Here is a 22,365-nt window from a genome sequence, read left to right as displayed (position 1 = left end):
CCTTTCCTCAATAAACGGATATAAATCATTCACAGGGTAGCTATTACAACGGCTATTTCTTATTTATGCGTGACTGCTTTTACGATGCGGTCGCCACAAAATTGAATTAAATACACCAAAACTACTAACAGGACTAATACCGTATTCATCACAGTTGCGTCGTAACCGATATAACCGTACTGATAACCGATTTGTCCCAAACCACCAGCGCCGACCGCGCCACCCATAGCAGAATAGCCTACGAGAGTGATCAGCGTGATGGTGGCTGCATTGACCAGACCCGGCAAAGCTTCCGGTAATAAAATTTTACGGATGATTTGCATCGGTGTTGCGCCCATCGCGCGGGAGGCTTCCACCAGACCGCTTGGGATTTCCAGCAGCGCATTCTCAACCATACGGGCAATAAACGGTGCCGCACCGACGGTGAGCGGAACAATCGCGGCCTGCAAACCGATGGAAGTACCGACAATCATGCGGGTAAACGGAATCATCCACACCAGCAGGATAATAAAAGGAATAGAACGGAAAATATTCACCAGCGCTGACATCACGCGGTAGACGTTTTTATTCTCTGCAATCTGACCCGGACGCGTTACATACAACAGAACGCCAAAAGGCAAGCCAAGTACAAAACCAAAGAAGCCAGAGGTCAGTGTCATAATGACAGTTTCCCAGATACCCCGGCCCATTAACCACATCATTGCCTCAGACATAACCGAGTACCTCTACTTTCACCTGATTCTCATGCAGGAACTGAATTGCTGCCTGAGTGTTTTCTTCTGAACCGTGCATTTCTGTCAGCATAATCCCGAACTTCACGCCGCCGGCATAATCCATCTGTGCACTGATAATATTGTTATTAATGTCAAAGCGACGTACAGCTTCTGAAAGCAGCGGAGCATCCACCGACTGTCCGGTAAATTCCAGACGCAGTAAAGGCACGCGGCCTGTTTCTGGTTCCGGCACCATGCGTACGGCGTAATCTTCCGGGATATCCAGATGCAATGTGGACTGAATGAACTGCTGAGCCAGCGGCGTTTTCGGATGAGAAAACATCTCGCTCACTTTATCCTGCTCAATCAGTTTGCCGTCGCTGATGACCGCAACCTGATCGCAAATGCGTTTTACGACGTCCATCTCATGGGTGATGAGCAGGATGGTTAATCCCAGACGACGGTTGATGTCTTTCAGCAATTCCAGGATGGCGCGTGTAGTGGCCGGGTCCAGGGCGCTGGTCGCTTCATCACAAAGCAATACCTTCGGATTACTGGCCAGCGCACGAGCGATCGCCACACGTTGTTTTTGTCCGCCGGAAAGATTCGCCGGGTAAACATCATGCTTATCCTCCAGACCGACCAGACTCAGCAGTTCAGAAACGCGTTTTTTGATGTCAGCTGAAGACAGATTGTCCAGCTCCAGTGGCAACGCAACATTGCCGAATACGGTTCGCGACGAAAGCAGATTAAAGTGCTGGAAGATCATCCCAATCTGGCGACGTGCGCGGGTCAGCGCTTTTTCAGAAAAGGACATCAGATCCTGACCATCAACCAATACCTGGCCTTCGGTCGGGCGTTCCAGCAAATTGACGCAGCGTATCAGAGTACTTTTACCTGCGCCGGATGAGCCGATGACGCCGTAAATTTGTCCGGCAGGGACGTGAAGACTCACGTCAGAGAGCGCGACTATCTGGCGCGCACCCTGCTGGAAAACCTTGGTGATGTTTGAAAGTTTAATCATATTATTTTTTATTCTGTCTTTTTGCCGTGACGTGGTGAAATTAACTCTTCGGGGATCGCCCCCGTAGCATGTCGTGGATGCTAAGGCGTCTAGACGTCTAAGTCAACCAGGTTAGCATTCTCACAGGCAGTGAAAACATGCGATACTCACGCCATTAATCAGGCATCAGGAGCAAATTCGTGGCACAACCTGTTTCAGCAATCTTTCTCGACCGTGATGGTACTTTGAATGTCGATCACGGCTATGTACATGAAATCGATGAATTCCAGTTCATTGATGGCGTCATTGACGCCTGTCTTAAATTAAAGGAAATGGGCTTTCTGCTGGTGCTGGTGACCAATCAGTCCGGCATTGCCCGCGGTAAATTTACTGAAGATCAGTTTATGACGCTGACCGAATGGATGGACTGGTCACTGGCTGATCGCGGTGTCGATCTCGACGGCATCTATTTCTGTCCTCATCATCCCGAAGGCACAGTTAAAGAGTTTACCCAGGTTTGTGATTGTCGTAAGCCGCAGCCGGGTATGTTTTTAACGGCTAAAGAAGAGCTGAACATTGATATGTCTTCTTCATATATGGTGGGCGATAAACTGGAAGACATGCAGGCAGCTGCCTCTGCGGGCGTCGGGCATAAGATTTTAGTGCGGACAGGCAAGCCGGTGACAGAACAAAGTGAAAGTGCAGCTGACGCTGTGCTGGAAAGCCTTGCTGCTTTGCCTTCCTTTATAGCAAAAGCGCAAAAATAACCGTCTTTGGATAAAAAAACGGCAAACGAAATAAAACTGTATTTATTCGCTTGCCATTAAAATCGAACTCCCTATAATGCCGCTCCATCGACAGGGAACAACGTGAACAACATCACGAAGTAACCGGGTCGGAAAGATTAAAAACAGCGGCAACCGGATGAAATAAACGGTTGACACTGAATGAGGAAAGCGTAATATACGCCACCTCGAGTTAGCAAGCGAAAGCGCGTAACTCACTGCTCTTTAACAATTTATCAGACAATCTGTGTGGGCACTCACAAGACGATATCAGCCACTTCGGTGGCAAAATATTTATTGACAGCAATGTCAAGTCTTAGAGTGACCAAGCAGTAATTCATTTAGTTGAATTATTACGAAGTAATCTCTGAGCACCGCTTAACTTGTTTAAGCAAATCGAACTTTTAATTGAAGAGTTTGATCATGGCTCAGATTGAACGCTGGCGGCAGGCCTAACACATGCAAGTCGAGCGGCAGCGGGAAGTAGCTTGCTACTTTGCCGGCGAGCGGCGGACGGGTGAGTAATGTCTGGGAAACTGCCTGATGGAGGGGGATAACTACTGGAAACGGTAGCTAATACCGCATGACCTCGTAAGAGCAAAGTGGGGGACCTTCGGGCCTCACGCCATCGGATGTGCCCAGATGGGATTAGCTAGTAGGTGAGGTAATGGCTCACCTAGGCGACGATCCCTAGCTGGTCTGAGAGGATGACCAGCCACACTGGAACTGAGACACGGTCCAGACTCCTACGGGAGGCAGCAGTGGGGAATATTGCACAATGGGCGCAAGCCTGATGCAGCCATGCCGCGTGTGTGAAGAAGGCCTTAGGGTTGTAAAGCACTTTCAGCGAGGAGGAAGGGTTCAGTGTTAATAGCACTGTACATTGACGTTACTCGCAGAAGAAGCACCGGCTAACTCCGTGCCAGCAGCCGCGGTAATACGGAGGGTGCAAGCGTTAATCGGAATTACTGGGCGTAAAGCGCACGCAGGCGGTTTGTTAAGTCAGATGTGAAATCCCCGAGCTTAACTTGGGAACTGCATTTGAAACTGGCAAGCTAGAGTCTTGTAGAGGGGGGTAGAATTCCAGGTGTAGCGGTGAAATGCGTAGAGATCTGGAGGAATACCGGTGGCGAAGGCGGCCCCCTGGACAAAGACTGACGCTCAGGTGCGAAAGCGTGGGGAGCAAACAGGATTAGATACCCTGGTAGTCCACGCTGTAAACGATGTCGACTTGGAGGTTGTGCCCTTGAGGCGTGGCTTCCGGAGCTAACGCGTTAAGTCGACCGCCTGGGGAGTACGGCCGCAAGGTTAAAACTCAAATGAATTGACGGGGGCCCGCACAAGCGGTGGAGCATGTGGTTTAATTCGATGCAACGCGAAGAACCTTACCTACTCTTGACATCCAGAGAATTCGCTAGAGATAGCTTAGTGCCTTCGGGAACTCTGAGACAGGTGCTGCATGGCTGTCGTCAGCTCGTGTTGTGAAATGTTGGGTTAAGTCCCGCAACGAGCGCAACCCTTATCCTTTGTTGCCAGCACGTAATGGTGGGAACTCAAAGGAGACTGCCGGTGATAAACCGGAGGAAGGTGGGGATGACGTCAAGTCATCATGGCCCTTACGAGTAGGGCTACACACGTGCTACAATGGCATATACAAAGAGAAGCGAACTCGCGAGAGCAAGCGGACCTCATAAAGTATGTCGTAGTCCGGATTGGAGTCTGCAACTCGACTCCATGAAGTCGGAATCGCTAGTAATCGTAGATCAGAATGCTACGGTGAATACGTTCCCGGGCCTTGTACACACCGCCCGTCACACCATGGGAGTGGGTTGCAAAAGAAGTAGGTAGCTTAACCTTCGGGAGGGCGCTTACCACTTTGTGATTCATGACTGGGGTGAAGTCGTAACAAGGTAACCGTAGGGGAACCTGCGGTTGGATCACCTCCTTACCTCAAGATACGCATTGTGCAGTGTCCACACAGATTGTCTGATAGAAAGTAACGAGCAGAAATACCTTAATAGGCTTGTAGCTCAGGTGGTTAGAGCGCACCCCTGATAAGGGTGAGGTCGGTGGTTCAAGTCCACTCAGGCCTACCAATTCGTCCTCATGCTGCGTTGTCGTCACACCCGTTTGCACTTGCAAACGTCGTATGAACTCCGCCTTGCCTGAGAACAAATTGGCTAACTCATCTTGCTGGTGTGTTAGTGATTAAGGTATCTGTAAGTGACTGTATGGGGCTATAGCTCAGCTGGGAGAGCGCCTGCCTTGCACGCAGGAGGTCAGCGGTTCGATCCCGCTTAGCTCCACCATTACCGTACAGCCCCTAAATAATACTTCAGAGTGTATTGGAAACAGTATGCTGCGAAGTATTTTGCTCTTTAACAATCTGGAACAAGCTGAAAATTGAAAGTTTACAGCTGAACATCACTCTCCGTAGAAGTACTGAGTGGTGGATTAGTCTGTAACAGAGTCTCTCAAATAATCGCAGCGCGACGGTGGAAACACCTTCGGGTTGTGAGGTTAAGCGACTAAGCGTACACGGTGGATGCCTAGGCAGTCAGAGGCGATGAAGGGCGTGCTAATCTGCGAAAAGCGTCGGTAAGGTGATATGAACCGTTATACCCGACGATACCCGAATGGGGAAACCCAGTGTGTTTCGACACATTATCATTACATGAATACATAGTGTAATGAGGCGAACCGGGGGAACTGAAACATCTAAGTACCCCGAGGAAAAGAAATCAACCGAGATTCCCCCAGTAGCGGCGAGCGAACGGGGAAGAGCCCAGAACCAGAATCAGCGTATGTGTTAGTGGAAGCGTCTGGAAAGTCGCACAGTATAGGGTGATAGTCCCGTACACAAAAATGCATATGTTGTGAGTTCGATGAGTAGGGCGGGACACGTGACATCCTGTCTGAATATGGGGGGACCATCCTCCAAGGCTAAATACTCCTGACTGACCGATAGTGAACCAGTACCGTGAGGGAAAGGCGAAAAGAACCCCGGCGAGGGGAGTGAAATAGAACCTGAAACCGTGTACGTACAAGCAGTGGGAGCCTACTTTGTTGGGTGACTGCGTACCTTTTGTATAATGGGTCAGCGACTTATATTTTGTAGCAAGGTTAACCGTATAGGGGAGCCGTAGGGAAACCGAGTCTTAACTGGGCGTCAAGTTGCAAGGTATAGACCCGAAACCCGGTGATCTAGCCATGGGCAGGTTGAAGGTTGGGTAACACTAACTGGAGGACCGAACCGACTAATGTTGAAAAATTAGCGGATGACTTGTGGCTGGGGGTGAAAGGCCAATCAAACCGGGAGATAGCTGGTTCTCCCCGAAAGCTATTTAGGTAGCGCCTCGTGAACTCATCTTCGGGGGTAGAGCACTGTTTCGACTAGGGGGCCATCCCGGCTTACCAACTCGATGCAAACTACGAATACCGAAGAATGTTATCACGGGAGACACACGGCGGGTGCTAACGTCCGTCGTGAAGAGGGAAACAACCCAGACCGCCAGCTAAGGTCCCAAAGTCATGGTTAAGTGGGAAACGATGTGGGAAGGCATAGACAGCCAGGATGTTGGCTTAGAAGCAGCCATCATTTAAAGAAAGCGTAATAGCTCACTGGTCGAGTCGGCCTGCGCGGAAGATGTAACGGGGCTAAACCATGCACCGAAGCTGCGGCAGCGACGCTTATGCGTTGTTGGGTAGGGGAGCGTTCTGTAAGCCGTCGAAGGTGAACTGTGAGGTTTGCTGGAGGTATCAGAAGTGCGAATGCTGACATAAGTAACGATAATGCGGGTGAAAAACCCGCACGCCGGAAGACCAAGGGTTCCTGTCCAACGTTAATCGGGGCAGGGTGAGTCGACCCCTAAGGCGAGGCTGAAAAGCGTAGTCGATGGGAAGCTGGTTAATATTCCAGCACTTGGTGTTACTGCGAAGGGGGGACGGAGAAGGCTAGGCTAGCCGGGCGACGGTTGTCCCGGTTCAAGCGTGTAGGGGGTGTGATTTGGTAAATCCGGTCGCATATTAACCCTGAGGCGTGATAACGAGCCACTACGGTGGTGAAGTAGTTGATGCCAAGCTTCCAGGAAAAGCCTCTAAGCTCCAGGTAACACGAAATCGTACCCCAAACCGACACAGGTGGTCAGGTAGAGAATACTCAGGCGCTTGAGAGAACTCGGGTGAAGGAACTAGGCAAAATGGTGCCGTAACTTCGGGAGAAGGCACGCTGGCGCGTAGGTGAAGGGACTTGCTCCCGGAGCTGAAGCCAGTCGAAGATACCAGCTGGCTGCAACTGTTTAATAAAAACACAGCACTGTGCAAACACGAAAGTGGACGTATACGGTGTGACGCCTGCCCGGTGCCGGAAGGTTAATTGATGGGGTTATCCGCAAGGAGAAGCTCTTGATCGAAGCCCCGGTAAACGGCGGCCGTAACTATAACGGTCCTAAGGTAGCGAAATTCCTTGTCGGGTAAGTTCCGACCTGCACGAATGGCGTAATGATGGCCAGGCTGTCTCCACCCGAGACTCAGTGAAATTGAACTCGCTGTGAAGATGCAGTGTACCCGCGGCAAGACGGAAAGACCCCGTGAACCTTTACTATAGCTTGACACTGAACATTGAGCCTTGATGTGTAGGATAGGTGGGAGGCTTTGAAGCGTGGACGCCAGTCTGCGTGGAGCCAACCTTGAAATACCACCCTTTAATGTTTGATGTTCTAACTCGGCCCCGTGATCCGGGGTGAGGACAGTGTCTGGTGGGTAGTTTGACTGGGGCGGTCTCCTCCTAAAGAGTAACGGAGGAGCACGAAGGTTAGCTAATCACGGTCGGACATCGTGAGGTTAGTGCAATGGCATAAGCTAGCTTGACTGCGAGAGTGACGGCTCGAGCAGGTACGAAAGTAGGTCATAGTGATCCGGTGGTTCTGAATGGAAGGGCCATCGCTCAACGGATAAAAGGTACTCCGGGGATAACAGGCTGATACCGCCCAAGAGTTCATATCGACGGCGGTGTTTGGCACCTCGATGTCGGCTCATCACATCCTGGGGCTGAAGTAGGTCCCAAGGGTATGGCTGTTCGCCATTTAAAGTGGTACGCGAGCTGGGTTTAGAACGTCGTGAGACAGTTCGGTCCCTATCTGCCGTGGGCGTTGGAAGATTGAGAGGGGCTGCTCCTAGTACGAGAGGACCGGAGTGGACGCATCACTGGTGTTCGGGTTGTCATGCCAATGGCATTGCCCGGTAGCTAAATGCGGAAAAGATAAGCGCTGAAAGCATCTAAGCGCGAAACTTGCCTCGAGATGAGTCTTCCCTGTGGCTTTAAGCCACCTGAAGGGACGTTTAAGACTAAGACGTTGATAGGCTGGGTGTGTAAGTGCAGCGATGCATTGAGCTAACCAGTACTAATGACCCGAGAGGCTTAACCTTACAACACCAAAGGTGTTTTTAGAGACTTGAAGTAGATTTTCAGCTGATTGTTCCGAGATTGGTTCGTATGGCGGAGTGGATGAGAAATCATGGCACGACGCGGTATGAATGAAACAGAATTTGCCTGGCGGCAGTAGCGCGGTGGTCCCACCTGACCCCATGCCGAACTCAGAAGTGAAACGCCGTAGCGCCGATGGTAGTGTGGGGTCTCCCCATGCGAGAGTAGGGAACTGCCAGGCATCAAATTAGTAAAGAACGTGTTCCTTTTCCCCTGACAAGGAAAATAACAGGAACAAGCAAGTATCAGCCGATTGCTGATGCGTGTGAAAGAACCGGTGGAGCGGTAGTTCAGTTGGTTAGAATACCTGCCTGTCACGCAGGGGGTCGCGGGTTCGAGCCCCGTCCGTTCCGCCAATTATTGCATAACCCCTGAATCGAAAGATTCAGGGGTTTTTTGCATATATTTTTTAGAATTCCAGAGCTAAAACGAATTTAACCTTCGTATAATTTTCTTATTCTCAGAGAATCTCGGCCGATATTTATAAAACTGGTTATTACTTCGGTTAAATAGCCTTAATTAACCCGAAATAACTATTTTTACACAATGGCAATTGTTATCAGTTATATTATTTCCTATTCAGGAAGCTCAGGATTTTAACGTTAATCTCTTGTCTCAATAAGTAGTTCGTTTTAAGTTTGTTTATATTAGGATAAATAAGTGGAGATAAAAAATAACTTGTTGTGGAATCTTAAGTAAAATCTATAGTTCAGAGTTATATGTCCACAAATTACAGATGCAACTTTCAATAAAATATCATAAAGTTATATTTCGAATAATTCACAAAGATCACTCATCATGAAATTCACACTGGATATGCTTGACTGGCGGGCTCTTGCTCCGGGAGTTAACAGTTGCGAACACTGGATCCAGTGGGCCCACCGGCCTGATGCAGAGAGATTCTCGGGCGAAATTCCTAAAAGCACGCAAATTCCCATGATGACTGCGCGGCGTATGAGTATTGGAAGTCGTTTCGCAGTGGATACAGGTCTTTTATTGCTCGAAAATTATAAAGTCGACGCTGCCATTTTTACCAGTCGTCACGGTGAGCTCGAAAAAACAGGGCGAATTTTGCATAATTTAGCGAATGAAGAGCCTGTTTCGCCAACAGAGTTTTCGATGTCAGTACACAATACCGCGGCGGGTTGGTTAACCATTACCGGTAAAAACCCTTTGCCAGTCACTTCATTAGCAGCGGGACATGATAGTTTTCAACAGGGAATACTAGAAGCACAATCAATGTTATCCGCGGGGGCTTCCCGCGTTATGCTGGTCGATTTCGACGGACAAATTCCTGCGATATATAATGAATCGGTAAATTCTGAGTTTCTTCCTTATGCGGTAGCAATAATATTAACGGCTGGCAATACTTTGCGGTGTGAGCGTATTTCTCTGCCTGGTGAACATCAGATAGTGCCTCTTGCGCAGAGTCTTCAATTCCTGCGCGGTTATCTTTCTTCTTCCCCTTCATTTGAGGTGAGTGCGGGTAATCGTCATGGCTGGCAATGGTCGCGTGACATGCAATGAGAGAATCTGAATTGAAGCAAGGGGTGTCTTCTCTGGCGAACCGTATCTGGAGATGGTTGGCGACCGGATTCTTTTTCGCACTTTTCGGAATTGGCGGACTGTTGCTTTCGCTTATCTGGTTTAATCTGTTGCGGCTAATCATACGCCAGCCAGACAGATTGCACCGCATGACGCTGAACAGTATCCGCAGCAGTTTTCGGTTTTTCCTCGGTGGATTGCGTCTGGTGGGGGTGATGGATTACCGGTTTGCAGGTGATGAAAAGTTTCAACAGGATACTGGCTGTCTGATCGTCGCAAATCATCCCAGCTTGCTTGACTATGTCATTCTGGCCTCACAAATGCCGCGCTGTGATTGCATTGTCAAACAAGCTTTGCTGAAGAACCCGTTTCTGAGTGGCGTGATTAAAGCCGCCGGATATCTGGTTAACTCGGGATCTGATGCGCTGCTGCAGGCTTGTGAAACACGTCTGCAAGCGGGAGGAACGCTGCTGATCTTCCCCGAAGGTACACGTACCGTGTCTGGCGAGCCGTTAACTTTACAGCGTGGTGCGGCAAACATTGCGCTGAGAGCAAATTGTGATGTAAGAATTGTTCATATTACCTGTCAGCCGCCTATGCTGACTAAACGGGGAAAGTGGTATCAAATTCCCCCGGTAAAACCTCAGTTTGTTATTACTGTTGCCGATAAGGTAAAAGCTGAAGACTTTCTCTATGAAAGCGATCTTTCGCCGGCTCTGGCTGCAAGACGTCTGACACAACATTTGCGCACTGAGCTGATGCGTGGAAATACTCAAGATAATGAGAAATAAGTCATGGATTCATTAAGTAACGACATTAAAGTCCTGATCATCACGACGCTTAATCTGGAAGGTATGACACCAGATGAGATAGAAACTCAGGCGCCGCTTTTTGGTGACGGTTTGGGGCTGGACTCCATTGACGCTCTTGAACTGGGCCTGGCGTTGAAAAAACAATACGGTGTGATCCTTTCGGCTGAAAATCAGGAAATGCGCGAACATTTCTATTCCGTTGAAAGTCTGGCCAGATTTATATCAGTACAGCGTGGTTAAAGAGATTCCTATGCAGAAGCAAGAAATTTACCAGCAAATTAGCGTCCTATTAATCAAGCTATTTGAAATTGATGAAAGTGATATCAGTCCGCAAGCGAAGCTTTATGAGGATCTGGAATTAGACAGTATTGATGCGGTGGATCTGGTTGTTCATTTGCAAAAGATAACGGGCAGAAAGATTAAACCTGAAATGTTCAAGTCTGTAAGAACAGTTCAGGATGTTGTTGATGCGATTGATGAATTGCTTAACACGCCTGAGTCCTGATATTTGTGAATAAGCCGCGGCATTTATCATTCCCATTGCTGGCAAAAATTGCCCGTTGGGCCATGCCGGTGGCGGTGATTGCTTATCCGATAGCCGTCTGGTGCGGATTAAAAAATTGGGGAACCGGCATTCTGGCACCTTTGCTGATCGCCATATTTATTCTGCGGTTACTGACTTTTCGCGGAAAATTATCCCAGCTTACTTTTTTTGGAAAAGCGATTGCCATCGTGGGGATTGTGCTGGTGGCAACCAGCGTTTTGCTCCGTGAAACATCAATGTTGCTGTATTACCCGGTCGCGGTGAATGCGTTATTGCTGGGAGTATTTTTCAGCTCGCTCTATGCCCGGCAATCTCTGGTTGAGCGACTTGCCCGTTTGAGTGAACCTGAATTACCGCCACGGGGCGTGATGTATACGCGTCGGGTTACGCAAGTCTGGTGTGTTTTCTTTTTATGTAATGGATCAATGGCCTTATATACCTGCCTGAAAGGCGATACGGATTTATGGGCTCTTTATAACGGCGGGATCAGTTATCTGCAGATTGGCTTATTGATGGGTATTGAATGGATAGTCAGAAAGCGTCTGCGTCAGTGATAACCCTGCCGATGTGTAAATGGCTGAGCGCGGAAAGATCTGAGGATCATCTCGTCGCATGGAATGAAAGCCGTGAATGGCGGCAACACGAGTTTCGTCGCGATGTGCTATCTCTTCTTGCCGGGCTCCGCAGAACTTCTCATAGCCGTTGGGCGCTATGTCTGGAAGATAACTATTCTTTCGCGGTCGCGCTGCTGGCGGTGATTTACAGCGGAAAAACGCCGGTTCTGCCCGGTCATTTTCGTCCTGCGGTATTAGCTGAACAGCGATGTGAATTTGATGCGCTGATTACCGATCTCCCTTTGTCACCGGATTGTCCGGTACTGCGTTTCCCGCTTGCGCTGCAAGAGACTTTGACGGTTCTGCCACCATGGCCGCAAGATGCCTCAGTCATCCTGTTTACTTCCGGTTCGACGGGGAAACCACAAAAAATCGTCAAGCCGGTTTCCTGTCTGGAACTTGAAAGTCAGTGGCTCGGCACGCGCTGGGGAACAGAATTTGCTGGTGTGCGTTTTGCCGCCACCGTTGCCCCTCATCATATGTATGGCCTGAGTTTCGCTTTCATGTTGCCGCTGTCTCTGGGACTGCCGTTTGCGACCACCAGCATTAAATATCATGAGCAATTACACTCTCTGGCTTCCGTACATTCTCTGGTTTTCATCAGTAGCCCTGCATTTCTGGAAAGACTGGATCCGGCGCTGAATATGCCAAAACTCAGGCACGTTTTTTCAGCTGGCGGACCACTGAAACATGCGGCTGTAAGGTTAGTCGAACAGACCTGTGGCGACGTGCCGACGGAAATCTATGGCACGACAGAAACCGGTGTTATCGCTTTTCGGCAGCAGTATCAGCCAGAACAGGCCTGGACACTATTTGGCGATATCGTCTTTTCGCTCAGCCCTGATGGCAATACTTCCCTGATTTCGCCACTGGTCTCGCCTTCGGGCTGCTTCACGCTCAGCGATAATATTCGAATGTTGCCTGCCGACCCGCGTCATTTTGAGTTGCTGGGTCGCAAAGACCGGATCGTTAAAATAGCCGAGCAACGGGTGTCCCTGACTGAAATAGAACAACGTTTGTGCCAGCTGGATCTTCTTTCAGAGGCCAGCGTGCTGACTGTTGAAAAGCGCGGGCGGGTTTATGTGGCTGCCGTGCTGGTATTAAGCCGCAGCGGAGAACAGTTATTGGATGCGCAAGGTCAGGCAGCGCTGCTGAATAATCTTCGTCAGAGCCTGCGCAGCTGGGTATCCCCCGTTGCGTTGCCGCGATACTGGCGCATTGTTCCGGCGATCCCCCTTAACCAGCAAGGCAAGCGCTCGGCTGCTGAACTACAGGAAATGTTTTTATGATTATGCCTGACGTGCTGAACCAGCAACTCATCAGCGAAACCAGCATGCTTCTTACGTTCAGGTTGCCTGCACAATTACTCTGGTTCAGGGGCCATTTCCCGTCGTCGCCAATCCTTCCTGGCGTGACACAGGTGAACTGGGTCATTAACTACGCAGAAACGATTTTGGGAATGAATAAAGCGTTTGCTGGTATGGAAGTGGTGAAGTTCCATCGGCCACTTTTACCTGAAGAAACCGTAGATTTGCACATCGACTGGCTTAAAGAAAAAAACCAGCTGGTATTCCGATACAGCGTAGGTGATGCCGTCGCCAGCAGTGGAAAAATCACATTATGTCCATGATCCCGCCAGCCCCATTTTCTCCCTGCCTGATTATTCCTTGCTACAACCACGGGCCGATGATGGCCGGTGTTTTGGAAAGCCTCCGGCCGTTCGATCTGCCCTGTATCGTGGTGGACGATGGCAGCGACGCGCAAACCGCAGACGAGCTACAACGTCTGGCTTGCATCACACCATGGATGAGTCTGACGCGCTTACCGGCAAATCAGGGAAAGGGAGGTGCCGTGATGGCGGCGCTGCGGCTGGCTGCTGAAAAAGGCTTCACTCATGCACTACAGGTTGACGCCGACGGTCAGCATCAGCTTTCTGACGTCCCCGCAATGCTGGCGGAAGCCAGAAACTACCCGGATTGTCTGATCTCCGGTCAGCCGGTTTACGATGACAGCGTGCCGAAATCGCGTCTTTATGGCCGCTATATCACGCATTTCTGGGTATGGGTCGAAACCCTGTCATTCTCAGTAAAAGACAGCATGTGCGGCTTCCGCGTTTATCCTCTCAGGCCTTGCCTGCAACTGATGGAGAAAAAGACGCTGGGTTTGCGGATGGATTTCGATACAGAAATCATGGTGCGTCTTTACTGGCAGGGCACGCCCAGTCGTTTTCTGCCCACGCGGGTGACTTACCCCGAAGATGGCCTCTCGCATTTCGATGCCGTGAAGGACAACCTGCAAATTTCGTGGATGCACACCCGGCTGTTTTTTGGCATGTTGCCGCGCATTCCTTATTTGTTGAGCCAGCGTAAAGACCGGCCGGAACACTGGTCAGTGACCCAGGAACGCAAAGGATTATGGGGCATTCGCCTGATGCTGGCGGTTTACCGGACGCTGGGCTACAAAGCTTTTCGTCTGCTACTTTATCCGGTCATCACTTATTTTTGGCTCACTGGCCGCAAACAGCGCAATGCCTCTGCGGACTGGCTTGCACGTGTGCGTACCACCGCCGCACAGCGCAACATTTCCCTGCCTTATCCGCTGAGTACGTTCCGCCATTTCATGCGTTTTGGTGAATCTATGCTGAGTAAACTGGCGAGCTGGCAGGGTGATAAAACCCTGACCGACGCGGTGCTGGTCAATCCCGAAATTTGTGAATCACATATTGCCTCCGGCCGTGGCACGCTGATCCTCGCTTCACATCTGGGCGACATCGAATCCTGCCGGGCGATTGGTGCGCTCAATTACCGGATCACCGTCAATGCGCTGGTGTTTACCGAACACGCCGAGCGGTTCAATCAGGTGATGAAAGAGATCAATCCGCAGGCGGTGGTTAATCTCATTCAGGTCAGCCAGATGGGGCCGGAAACGGCTATTTTATTGCAGGAAAAACTGGATGCCGGTGAATGGGTAGCGATTGTCGGTGACCGCACGTCTGCCAGCCAGCATCAGCGCGGGGAGCATTCCCGCATCATTTACAGCGAGTTTCTGGGCCAGCCCGCGGCCTTCCCGCAAGGGCCTTTTATTCTGGCTGCGGCGCTGCGTGCGCCGGTCATGCTGATGTTTGGCATCATGCAGCAACAGCGGCTGCATATTTACTGCGAATCTTTTGCGGATCCCCTGATCCTTCCGCGCGGCAAGCGTCTGCCTGCGCTGCAGGCCGCTGTCGATCACTATGCCGCACGGCTGGAACATTACAGCCTGCTTGCGCCGCACGACTGGTTCAATTTTTACGATTTCTGGCAGCATCCCGCGGATGTCGCCCCTGACAGGAAACCTGACTGATATGACTTCCAAACTTGATCCGCGTTTTAACGATCCGCGATTTTCCACCCGTGTCGAAATCACTGTGCCTTTTCATGATGCCGATGCGATGGGCGTGGTCTGGCACGGCAACTATTTCCGTTATCTGGAAGTCGCGCGCGAGCAGTTACTCAAACAGTTTGATTACGGTTACCGTCAGATGGAGGCTTCCGGTTATGTCTGGCCGATCGTGGATACCCGCCTGAAATATATCGCACCGGTGCTCTTTGAGCAGCGTATTGCGGTTCATGCTCAGCTTGAGGAAATCGAAAATCGTCTGCGTATCGGCTATCAGATTTATGACATCGAAACCGGTAAACGCACCACGACAGGTTACACATTGCAGGTCGCGGTAGATGCCACCACGAAAGAAATGTGCTTCGTCTCGCCGCAGGTGCTTTTCGATAAAACAGGAGTCAGTCTGTGAAAGCTTTTCTGTTCCTCGTACTGACCTTCTTAAGCGTAACCGCGCACGCCGTCACGCTGGAAGAATTACAGCAACGCTTCAGTCAGGTGTCGGTATTACGTGCTGATTTTGCGCAGCAAAGAACCATCAGCGGGATGGCACAACCGCTCAATTCCAGCGGCAATCTGCTGATTGCCCAGCAGCAGGGGTTGTGGTGGCAGCAGGAAAAACCGTTTAGCCTGACGTTATTGCTGACAGAAAAACGCATGGTACAAATCATGGCGGGTCAGGAACCGCAGGTAGTGACGGCGGATAATAACCCGCAGATGTTCCAGTTCAACTCCCTGCTCAGCGCGCTGTTCCACGCAGACCGCAAGGTGCTGGAAGAAAACTTTGCTCTCGATTTTAAAGATTTGGGCAAAGGCGCCTGGAAACTCGTCCTGACGCCGAAAGTGTCACCGCTGAACCGACTGTTCCGCAGCATCACGCTTAATGGCGAAACCTTCCTGAACAATATTGATATCAATGATATGCAGGGCGATGCCACACACATTCGTTTCTTCAATCAGAAAACGACGCCTGCCACACTGACCGACGCCGAGAAACGCCATTTTGCATCCTGATCTTCACAGAAAACTGGCGCAAAGCTGGCTGCTGATTATCGCGTTGATGGTGGCGGCACTGTTCTGGTTACTGCCACGCAGTCAGATTAACAGCAGCGTGCTGGCGCTTTTGCCTCAGCAGCAGACGGCGGATGTTCCGCAGGCATTTTCTGACGGATTCACGCAGCGGCTGGACAGGCAACTGATGTGGCTGGTCAGTCCGCCGCCGGGTGCCGGAGTTCAGCCCGCCAATGACTGGCTTACGCAACTGCAAACGTTGCCGGAGCTGAATCGCATCGCAGGGCCGATGGATGCGCAGCGTCAGCAGGAGTGGGGCGCTTTCTTCTTCAAACATCGCAATGCGTTGCTTGATGACGCGACGCGCCAGCGCCTGAAATCGGGCGCTGAGGCACAAAGTCAGTGGATCCTCGGTCAGGTCTATTCGGCATTTTCAGGCGTCAGTGGCAAAGAACTGGCAAACGATCCGCTGCTGCTGGTGCGCGCTTCGCAAATGGCGCAACAGCAAAACAGCGCTGGTATGACGCTGGATCAGGGCTGGCTGATGGCCCGCGATAAACAGGGGCGCAGCTGGTATCTGCTGCACGGCGAGCTGAAAGCCTCTTCGTATGACATCACCTCGGCAAAACACACTGTGGCGGTGCTCAGTGCGGCGAAAGATGCGTTTGAAGCACGCTGGCCGGGCGCGAAAGTCCTCGGGCGCGGCACGATTTTCTACAGTAATTATGCCAGTCAGCAGGCTGAGCACGATCTCTCCACGATTGGCGCGGCATCAGTGCTGGGCGTGTTTGCGCTGATCTTACTGATTTTCCGTTCTGTCCTGCCGTTGTTGCTCAGCTTGCTATCTGTCGCTATCGGCGCGCTGTCTGGCACCGTTTTTACCTTATGGATATTTGGCGAAATTCACGTGATGACGCTGGTGCTGAGTACCAGCATTGTCGGCATTTCCGCCGACTACACGTTGTACTTCCTGACGGAACGGCGTGTACACGGTGAGATGAATTCCCCGCAGGAAAGTCTGAAAAAGCTCTTCCCCGCCTTATCTGTGGCGCTGCTGACCACTGTGGCCGCCTATCTGATGTTGCTGATTGCGCCGTTCCCCGGCCTGCAACAGCTGGCTGTTTTTGCCGCCGCCGGGCTGAGTGCCGCCTGCATCACCGTAATGTGCTGGTATCCGTATTTATCGAAGCGTTTGCCGGTCGGGCCAGCCCCGGGACTGGCGATCATCATGCGCTGGTTGCTGGCGTGGCGCAGCCGCAAAGCCGTTAGGTTCGGATTACCCTTGCTGATTTTAGTGCTGGTGGTGGCCGGAATATCGCGGCTGAAAATCAACGATGACATCGCCGATCTGCAATCTCTTCCTGCGGATTTACAGCAGCAGGAACAGCAGATCGCCGCGCTGACCGGACAGACCAACGATCAGAAATGGCTGCTGGTGTATGGCGACAGCACAGAACAGACACTGCAACGTCTGGAAGCTTTGCGGCCAAAGCTGGCGCAGGCTAAAGAGAAAGGTGTGATCGACGGATTCCGTGCGCTCAGCCTGCCTTCACAAGCACAACAGCAGCGCGATTTATCCCTGCTCCGCCAGCGCACCCCGCAAATTATTGCGCAGTTGCAGCAGGCGGGCGTGACGGTGGCGAACCCTGATCTCAGTGCGCAAACGGTTGATGTGCCGCAATGGCTTAACAGTGTGGTAAGCGAGGGCTGGCGTTTGCTGTGGCTGACGCTGCCGGACGGGCGCAGCGCCACGTTGATTCCGGTGAGCGGCGTGCATGACAGCGCAGCGATGGCGGCGCTGGCGGCTTCCACACCTGGAGCGGGCTGGATCGATCGCAAAACAGAATTCAGCAGCCTTTTCTCACAATACCGCGTTTATCTGACGTATCTGCTGGCGCTGGCTGTGGCGGTCATTGCGGCTATTTATCTCTGGCGTTTTCGTCTGCCGCACGGGCTGGTTTGCCTGGTGCCGACGCTGCTCTCGCTCGGAATGGGCGTCGCGGCGCTGGGTTTCAGCGGTCACAACCTTAATCTTTTCTCCCTGCTGGCGCTGATCCTGGTGCTGGGGATTGGCATCAATTACACCCTGTTTTTCACCAATCCGCGCGGCACGCCCACCACATCAATGTTTGCCATTTTCATGGCCGTGGTGACGACATTACTGACGTTTGGCATGCTGGTGTTCAGCTCGACACAGGCGATCAGTAGTTTCGGAATCGTACTGAGCGCCGGTATATTAACGGCTTTCCTGCTGTCGCCACTGACCTTGCCAGCAAAAAAACGAGGACGTAAAAAATGACCCGATTGATGTGGCCGGTGCTGGCGCTTCTGATCTTAATGCTGGGCGGTTGTGCGACAAATTCACCTTCCGGTACTGAGCCTCAGGCGTGGCTGAAACGCGGCGTTCAGGTGAAACTTCCCGCCCCTTTATTGGATAAGCCGGTCAGTCAGCAACAGTTGCTGACGGCTACCGTCAACGGCAAACAGCAGTCATTGCTGGTGCTGCTTAATGCGGATGGCAAATCGCTGCAACTGGCCGGATTGTCTCCGCTTGGGATCCGCCTGTTCAAAGTGGTCTACGATCAAACAGGCATCCACACCGGGCAGGCGATAAAAATTGAGGGTTTACCTCCCGCTAATCAGGTTCTGGCCGATATTATGTTGAGCTACTGGCCGGTACAGAGCTGGCAACCGTTGCTGCCAGCGGGCTGGACGTTCGATGAGCAGCCGCTGCGCCGGACATTACTGGATAACGAAGGCCATGCCGTCACCCGTATTGATTACGTAGCGCAGGGCGGCACGCGTCAGCCTGTTTCGATTACTCAGATGGCGTTTCACTACCAGATAACTATCCAGAATGTCGGTGAATAACATGATCTACTTTTCGGCCGTGGGCATGGTTAACGCGCTGGGAAATAACAATGCGCAAATCGCTGCCAGCCTGATGGCGGGCGTAGCGCCGGGTATGACCGTGCAGGAAGGCTGGCTGACGGAAGACCGGCCGGTCTGGCTGGGCAGTGTGACGGGTGACTTGCCTGCCATCCCGGCAGATCTCTCTGCGCACCGCAGCCGCAATAATCAGTTGTTACTGGCCGCGCTGGCGCAAATTGAAGCGCCGGTAAACGACGCGATCGCCCGTTATGGCAAAGATCGCGTGGCAATCGTAATGGGCACCAGTACGTCAGGTATTGCCGAAGGTGAGGATGCAGTGCGCCATCTTCAGCAGCATGGTGAATTCCCGGCGGATTATGACTATCAGCAGCAGGAGCTGGGTGATCCTTCACAGTTTATGGCGCAGCTTTTGGATCTGAGTGGTCCTGCCTATACCTTATCGACGGCCTGTTCTTCCAGTGCGAAAGCGATTATCAGCGGAAAACGCCTGATTGAATCCGGTCTGGCTGATGCCGCGCTGGTCGGCGGAGCTGACAGTTTGTGCCGGATGCCGGTAAACGGCTTTAACAGTCTGGAATCTTATTCCCTCGGTCATTGCACGCCATTTGGGCAAAACCGCGATGGGATCAATATCGGTGAGGCATCAGCCCTGATTTTGCTGACACGTGAACCGGCAGATATTGCGCTGCTTGGTGCCGGTGAATCATCAGATGCCTGGCATATGTCTGCGCCGCATCCTGAAGGGCTGGGCGCCGAACGCGCCATTATTATGGCGTTAGAACAGGCCTGTCTGCGTCCCGGGGATGTGGGATACATCAATGCACATGGCACTGCCACGCCGCTTAACGATCAGGTGGAAGCCGCGGTGATCCACCGGCTGTTTGGCAACCGGACGCCGTGCAGTTCTACCAAGCATCTTACCGGCCATACGCTGGGTGCGGCGGGCGCAACGGAAGCGGCGCTGAGCTGGCTTATCCTCACGCAAAATCTTGCGTTGCCGCGACAGGATTTCAGCATAACGCCGCGGGATATCAGCTTGCCGGATATCCGTCTGGTGGAGACGACAGAAATGGCGGAGAAACCGGTCATTTTATCCAACTCCTTTGCTTTTGGCGGCAATAACGCCAGCCTGGTGATCGGAAGACTGTCATGAATGCCTTAAACGCAGCAGATTATTTACCGCATGAATCGCCGATGGTGTTGCTGGAAAACATCATCGACGTGACAGAAGAAACGGCGTTGTGCAGCGTCGTGGTTTCAGAAAACGGCGTGCTGGCACCGTTTCTTAATGCCCGTGGTGCGTTGCCCGCGTGGTACGCCATTGAGCTCATCGCGCAAACTATTGGCGTATGGAGTGGCTGGCACGGCGCGCAGAGCGGGTTATCGCCGCAGGTGGGCATGCTGCTGGGCGGCAGGGCGATAAAATGCAGCGTGCCGGAATTTGCAGCAGGCAGTGAATTACGGATAAGCGTGGCGATGGTATTGCGCGACGAAAAACTCGCCAGCTTTGAAGGCGTTATCTGCATTAAACGAGAACAAGACAACCTTCAGGTTGCACAGGGAAGGCTGAATACGTACCAGCCAGACAAGGATGAATTGATTAAATTGACACAGGGGAAACTGGAATGACGCGTTCGGTATTAGTGACCGGTGCCAGCAAGGGGATCGGCAAAGCCGTTGCCTGCCGGCTGGCAGGCGATGGCTTTTTGATAGTCATTCACTACCACAGCGATAAAGCAGGTGCAGAAAACACCCTGCAACAGATAACTGAAAATGGCGGTAGCGGTCGCATTGTGCAGTTCGACATCAGCAACCGCCAGCAGTGCCGCGACGTGATAGAAGCGGACATAGAAGCGCATGGTGCGTATTACGGTGTAATTAATAACGCCGGCATCACCCGCGACGCGGCGTTTCCGGCGCTGACTGACGAAGACTGGGACGGCGTAGTCCACACCAATCTCGACAGCTTCTACAATGTTTTACACCCTTGCGTAATGCCGATGATCGGCCTGCGTCAGGGCGGGCGCATTATCGCACTTTCCTCGGTTTCCGGTATCACGGGCAACCGCGGTCAGGTCAATTACAGTGCCGCCAAAGCCGGGATTATCGGAGCCTGCAAAGCGCTGTCGCTGGAGCTGGCGAAACGCAAAATCACCGTCAACTGTATTGCGCCGGGGCTGATCGACACCGGTATGCTCGACATGGAACAGCCGGCGCTGGATGCTGCCATGAGCATGATCCCACTTAAACGTATGGGACGTGCCGAAGAAGTCGCCGGGCTGGCGAGCTATCTGATGTCGGATATCGCGGGCTATGTGACACGCCAGGTAATCTCCATCAACGGAGGCATGGTATGAGTCATCGTGTAGTGATCACCGGCATGAAAGGGGTTACGGCATTCGGCAACCACTGGGACGAGGTTTCTGCCCGTCTGCAGCAGGGTAAAAATGCCGTTCGTCATATGGATGAATGGTTGATCTACCAGGGGCTGAACACTCATCTGGGCGCACCGGTGGATGATTTTGTGTTGCCTGCGCATTACACCCGCAAACGTATCCGGTCGATGGGGCGCGTCTCGTTACTTTCAACGCGTGCAGTGGAACTGGCGCTGGAACAGGCCGGTTTGCTGGAGGACCCGGTTCTGACCGATGGCGAGACCGGCATTGCGTTCGGATCATCGACCGGCAGCACCGGTCCGGTGAGTGAATTCGCCACCATGCTGACGGAGAAGCACACCAACAACATCACCGGCACGACGTATGTGCAGATGATGCCGCACACCACGGCCGTGAATGCAGGGTTGTTCTTCGGGCTGAAAGGGCGCGTTATTCCGACGTCCAGCGCCTGTACCTCCGGCAGTCAGGCCATCGGTTATGCCTATGAAGCGATCAAACACGGTTACCAGACTGTGATGGTGGCGGGCGGTGCGGAAGAACTCTGTCCGTCTGAAGCGGCTGTTTTTGACACGCTGTTCGCCACCAGCCAGCAGAATGATCACCCTGAACTTTCGCCACGTCCGTTTGACACACAGCGTGACGGTCTGGTCATTGGCGAAGGCGCCGGGGCGCTTATTCTTGAGTCGCTCGAACATGCACAGGCGCGGGGCGCGAAAATTTACGCTGAAATCGTCGGATTCGCCACCAACTGCGACGCGGCGCATATTACCCAGCCGCAGCAATCCACCATGCAGATTTGTATCGAAAAAGCGCTGAAAAATGCCGGTATTCCTGCTTCTGAAATTGGCTATATCAGTGCGCATGGCACGGCAACGGATCGCGGCGATATCGCGGAAAGTCACGCAACTGCCGCCATATTTGGTGATCAGACGCCTATTTCATCGCTGAAAAGTTACTTCGGCCATACGCTCGGAGCCTGTGGTGCGCTGGAAGCGTGGATGTCGCTGGAAATGATGCGTGAAGACCGGTTTGTGCCGACCATCAACCTGACGCAGCCGGATCCGCTTTGCGGCGAACTGGACTACATCATGGGGGAATCGCGCCATATTCAGACTGAATTTATTCAGTCGAATAACTTTGCATTCGGCGGGATCAATACCTCTTTAGTTTTCCGTCGCTGGCCGTAAACA

Annotated in this window: 19 protein-coding genes, 3 tRNA genes and 3 rRNA genes; 23 read left to right on the top strand and 2 right to left on the bottom strand. The window is 52.1% G+C overall.

Going from position 1 to position 22,365, the window contains the following annotated elements:
* Positions 1-59: 59 nt before the first annotated feature.
* Positions 60-713: a methionine ABC transporter permease MetI gene (locus CKQ54_RS20375; protein ID WP_015696115.1), complete on the bottom strand. Its 654-nt coding sequence runs from the start codon at positions 711-713 to the stop codon at positions 60-62.
* Positions 706-1,737: a methionine ABC transporter ATP-binding protein MetN gene (gene metN, locus CKQ54_RS20370; RefSeq protein WP_120164101.1), complete on the bottom strand. Its 1,032-nt coding sequence runs from the start codon at positions 1,735-1,737 to the stop codon at positions 706-708. The genes CKQ54_RS20375 and metN overlap by 8 nt, the downstream gene beginning before the upstream one ends.
* Positions 1,738-1,916: 179 nt before the next feature.
* On the opposite strand from metN, the gene gmhB reads away from it, so the two are divergent.
* From gmhB to CKQ54_RS20255, 23 genes are all read left to right on the top strand, one after another.
* Entirely contained in the window at positions 1,917-2,483 is a 567-nt protein-coding gene (gene gmhB, locus CKQ54_RS20365) for a D-glycero-beta-D-manno-heptose 1,7-bisphosphate 7-phosphatase (RefSeq protein WP_120164102.1), read from the top strand.
* 423 nt (positions 2,484-2,906) lie between these two features.
* Positions 2,907-4,449, top strand: a 16S ribosomal RNA gene (locus CKQ54_RS20360).
* A 71-nt stretch (positions 4,450-4,520) separates the two neighbouring features.
* Positions 4,521-4,597: transfer RNA gene (locus CKQ54_RS20355), tRNA-Ile, on the top strand.
* Positions 4,598-4,734: 137 nt separating this feature from the next.
* A tRNA-Ala gene (locus CKQ54_RS20350) sits at positions 4,735-4,810 on the top strand.
* A gap of 209 nt (positions 4,811-5,019) precedes the next feature.
* Positions 5,020-7,928 (top strand): 23S ribosomal RNA (locus CKQ54_RS20345).
* Between the two features lie 123 nt (positions 7,929-8,051).
* A 5S ribosomal RNA gene (rrf, locus tag CKQ54_RS20340) occupies positions 8,052-8,167 on the top strand.
* Together the 16S, 23S and 5S rRNA genes with 3 tRNA genes alongside form the textbook arrangement of a ribosomal RNA operon.
* Positions 8,168-8,265: 98 nt before the next feature.
* Positions 8,266-8,342, top strand: a tRNA-Asp gene (locus tag CKQ54_RS20335).
* Between the two features lie 442 nt (positions 8,343-8,784).
* Positions 8,785-9,513, top strand: a complete 729-nt coding sequence (locus CKQ54_RS20330; protein WP_120163231.1) for a beta-ketoacyl synthase chain length factor — start codon at positions 8,785-8,787, stop codon at positions 9,511-9,513.
* On the top strand, positions 9,510-10,322 hold the full coding sequence (locus tag CKQ54_RS20325) for a lysophospholipid acyltransferase family protein (RefSeq protein ID WP_120163230.1): 813 nt from the start codon (positions 9,510-9,512) through the stop codon (positions 10,320-10,322). Before CKQ54_RS20330 ends, CKQ54_RS20325 begins: the two co-directional genes overlap by 4 nt.
* A 3-nt stretch (positions 10,323-10,325) precedes the next feature.
* Positions 10,326-10,583, top strand: a complete 258-nt coding sequence (locus CKQ54_RS20320; RefSeq protein WP_112290822.1) for a phosphopantetheine-binding protein — start codon at positions 10,326-10,328, stop codon at positions 10,581-10,583.
* A gap of 10 nt (positions 10,584-10,593) precedes the next feature.
* Positions 10,594-10,848 carry an acyl carrier protein gene (locus CKQ54_RS20315; RefSeq protein WP_112290820.1) on the top strand — a complete coding sequence of 85 codons (255 nt, stop codon included), beginning with the start codon at positions 10,594-10,596 and terminating at the stop codon, positions 10,846-10,848.
* A 62-nt stretch (positions 10,849-10,910) separates the two neighbouring features.
* A complete protein-coding gene (locus CKQ54_RS20310) occupies positions 10,911-11,441 on the top strand; it encodes a COG4648 family protein (protein WP_425272816.1) in 531 nt (176 codons plus the stop codon).
* On the top strand, positions 11,411-12,790 hold the full coding sequence (locus CKQ54_RS20305) for an AMP-binding protein (RefSeq protein WP_244220237.1): 1,380 nt from the start codon (positions 11,411-11,413) through the stop codon (positions 12,788-12,790). Before CKQ54_RS20310 ends, CKQ54_RS20305 begins: the two co-directional genes overlap by 31 nt.
* Entirely contained in the window at positions 12,787-13,131 is a 345-nt protein-coding gene (locus tag CKQ54_RS20300) for a 3-hydroxyacyl-ACP dehydratase FabZ family protein (RefSeq protein ID WP_120163228.1), read from the top strand. Before CKQ54_RS20305 ends, CKQ54_RS20300 begins: the two co-directional genes overlap by 4 nt.
* Positions 13,128-14,843 (top strand): glycosyltransferase family 2 protein, encoded by a 1,716-nt coding sequence (locus CKQ54_RS20295; RefSeq protein WP_120163237.1) that lies wholly within the window; start codon positions 13,128-13,130, stop codon positions 14,841-14,843. The genes CKQ54_RS20300 and CKQ54_RS20295 overlap by 4 nt, the downstream gene beginning before the upstream one ends.
* Before the next feature lies 1 nt (position 14,844).
* Positions 14,845-15,288, top strand: a complete 444-nt coding sequence (locus CKQ54_RS20290) for an acyl-CoA thioesterase (RefSeq protein WP_112290815.1) — start codon at positions 14,845-14,847, stop codon at positions 15,286-15,288.
* A complete protein-coding gene (locus CKQ54_RS20285) occupies positions 15,285-15,890 on the top strand; it encodes a LolA family protein (RefSeq protein WP_120163227.1) in 606 nt (201 codons plus the stop codon). Before CKQ54_RS20290 ends, CKQ54_RS20285 begins: the two co-directional genes overlap by 4 nt.
* Positions 15,880-18,186 carry an MMPL family transporter gene (locus CKQ54_RS20280; RefSeq protein ID WP_120163226.1) on the top strand — a complete coding sequence of 769 codons (2,307 nt, stop codon included), beginning with the start codon at positions 15,880-15,882 and terminating at the stop codon, positions 18,184-18,186. The genes CKQ54_RS20285 and CKQ54_RS20280 overlap by 11 nt, the downstream gene beginning before the upstream one ends.
* Positions 18,183-18,758 carry a DUF3261 domain-containing protein gene (locus CKQ54_RS20275; RefSeq protein WP_120163225.1) on the top strand — a complete coding sequence of 192 codons (576 nt, stop codon included), beginning with the start codon at positions 18,183-18,185 and terminating at the stop codon, positions 18,756-18,758. Before CKQ54_RS20280 ends, CKQ54_RS20275 begins: the two co-directional genes overlap by 4 nt.
* Position 18,759: 1 nt before the next feature.
* On the top strand, positions 18,760-19,932 hold the full coding sequence (locus tag CKQ54_RS20270; RefSeq protein WP_120163236.1) for a beta-ketoacyl-[acyl-carrier-protein] synthase family protein: 1,173 nt from the start codon (positions 18,760-18,762) through the stop codon (positions 19,930-19,932).
* The gene (locus CKQ54_RS20265; protein ID WP_113877938.1) at positions 19,929-20,408 is read left to right on the top strand and encodes a hotdog family protein; all 480 of its coding nucleotides are present in this window, start codon (positions 19,929-19,931) and stop codon (positions 20,406-20,408) included. Before CKQ54_RS20270 ends, CKQ54_RS20265 begins: the two co-directional genes overlap by 4 nt.
* Positions 20,405-21,136, top strand: coding sequence for a 3-ketoacyl-ACP reductase FabG2 (locus tag CKQ54_RS20260; protein ID WP_113877939.1), 732 nt, complete (start codon positions 20,405-20,407; stop codon positions 21,134-21,136). The genes CKQ54_RS20265 and CKQ54_RS20260 overlap by 4 nt, the downstream gene beginning before the upstream one ends.
* Complete coding sequence (locus CKQ54_RS20255; protein WP_112290808.1) at positions 21,133-22,362, top strand: beta-ketoacyl-ACP synthase; 1,230 nt, start codon at positions 21,133-21,135, stop codon at positions 22,360-22,362. Before CKQ54_RS20260 ends, CKQ54_RS20255 begins: the two co-directional genes overlap by 4 nt.
* Positions 22,363-22,365: the final 3 nt, after the last annotated feature.

Source organism: Rahnella variigena (genome assembly GCF_003610915.1).
Lineage (GTDB): Bacteria > Pseudomonadota > Gammaproteobacteria > Enterobacterales > Enterobacteriaceae > Rahnella > Rahnella variigena.
Note: the sequence above shows the minus strand (reverse complement) of the source record. Positions and strands in the feature narration are given on the sequence as shown.

Excerpts from the sequence above, each read along its gene's own strand:
- CKQ54_RS20375 (WP_015696115.1), bottom strand. The coding sequence starts at position 713 with ATGTCTGAGGCAATGATGTGGTTAATGGGCCGGGGTATCTGGGAAACT.
- metN (WP_120164101.1), bottom strand. The coding sequence starts at position 1,737 with ATGATTAAACTTTCAAACATCACCAAGGTTTTCCAGCAGGGTGCGCGC.
- CKQ54_RS20330 (WP_120163231.1), top strand. The coding sequence starts at position 8,785 with ATGAAATTCACACTGGATATGCTTGACTGGCGGGCTCTTGCTCCGGGA.
- CKQ54_RS20325 (WP_120163230.1), top strand. The coding sequence starts at position 9,510 with ATGAGAGAATCTGAATTGAAGCAAGGGGTGTCTTCTCTGGCGAACCGT.
- CKQ54_RS20320 (WP_112290822.1), top strand. The coding sequence starts at position 10,326 with ATGGATTCATTAAGTAACGACATTAAAGTCCTGATCATCACGACGCTT.
- CKQ54_RS20315 (WP_112290820.1), top strand. The coding sequence starts at position 10,594 with ATGCAGAAGCAAGAAATTTACCAGCAAATTAGCGTCCTATTAATCAAG.
- CKQ54_RS20310 (WP_425272816.1), top strand. The coding sequence starts at position 10,911 with ATGCCGGTGGCGGTGATTGCTTATCCGATAGCCGTCTGGTGCGGATTA.
- CKQ54_RS20305 (WP_244220237.1), top strand. The coding sequence starts at position 11,411 with ATGGATAGTCAGAAAGCGTCTGCGTCAGTGATAACCCTGCCGATGTGT.
- CKQ54_RS20300 (WP_120163228.1), top strand. The coding sequence starts at position 12,787 with ATGATTATGCCTGACGTGCTGAACCAGCAACTCATCAGCGAAACCAGC.
- CKQ54_RS20295 (WP_120163237.1), top strand. The coding sequence starts at position 13,128 with ATGATCCCGCCAGCCCCATTTTCTCCCTGCCTGATTATTCCTTGCTAC.
- CKQ54_RS20290 (WP_112290815.1), top strand. The coding sequence starts at position 14,845 with ATGACTTCCAAACTTGATCCGCGTTTTAACGATCCGCGATTTTCCACC.
- CKQ54_RS20275 (WP_120163225.1), top strand. The coding sequence starts at position 18,183 with ATGACCCGATTGATGTGGCCGGTGCTGGCGCTTCTGATCTTAATGCTG.
- CKQ54_RS20270 (WP_120163236.1), top strand. The coding sequence starts at position 18,760 with ATGATCTACTTTTCGGCCGTGGGCATGGTTAACGCGCTGGGAAATAAC.
- CKQ54_RS20265 (WP_113877938.1), top strand. The coding sequence starts at position 19,929 with ATGAATGCCTTAAACGCAGCAGATTATTTACCGCATGAATCGCCGATG.
- CKQ54_RS20260 (WP_113877939.1), top strand. The coding sequence starts at position 20,405 with ATGACGCGTTCGGTATTAGTGACCGGTGCCAGCAAGGGGATCGGCAAA.
- CKQ54_RS20255 (WP_112290808.1), top strand. The coding sequence starts at position 21,133 with ATGAGTCATCGTGTAGTGATCACCGGCATGAAAGGGGTTACGGCATTC.